1 protein-coding gene is annotated in these 237 nt (G+C 59.9%); it reads right to left on the reverse strand.

The features are described from left to right. On the reverse strand, window positions 1-192 hold a 192-nt coding region (locus tag SB724_RS21760), incomplete at its 3' end, for a hypothetical protein (RefSeq protein ID WP_410573149.1). Between the last annotated feature and the right edge of the window lie 45 nt (window positions 193-237).

Here is a 237-nt window from a genome sequence, read left to right on the forward strand (position 1 = left end):
GAGTCCTAAGGGATCGAAGTCCTTGAACGATGGGCCGGGTTCGGCTTGGCCGGGTTCCGATCCCTCCGACTCCGATGGTTCGGCCTGCGCGGACGAATCTGTAGCTTCCAAGCGCGCCACCAGATCCAACCACACGGCGTCGTCATCCTTGTTGGCGCTTTGATCGGGTGAGTTGGGATCAGGCCGGTTCATCGGCTGCATCCTTTTCGGAGGAACGTCCATCGTCGGAAGAAAGTC

Source organism: Bacillus sp. SIMBA_031 (assembly GCF_046535225.1).
Lineage (GTDB): Bacteria > Bacillota > Bacilli > Bacillales > Bacillaceae > Bacillus > Bacillus velezensis.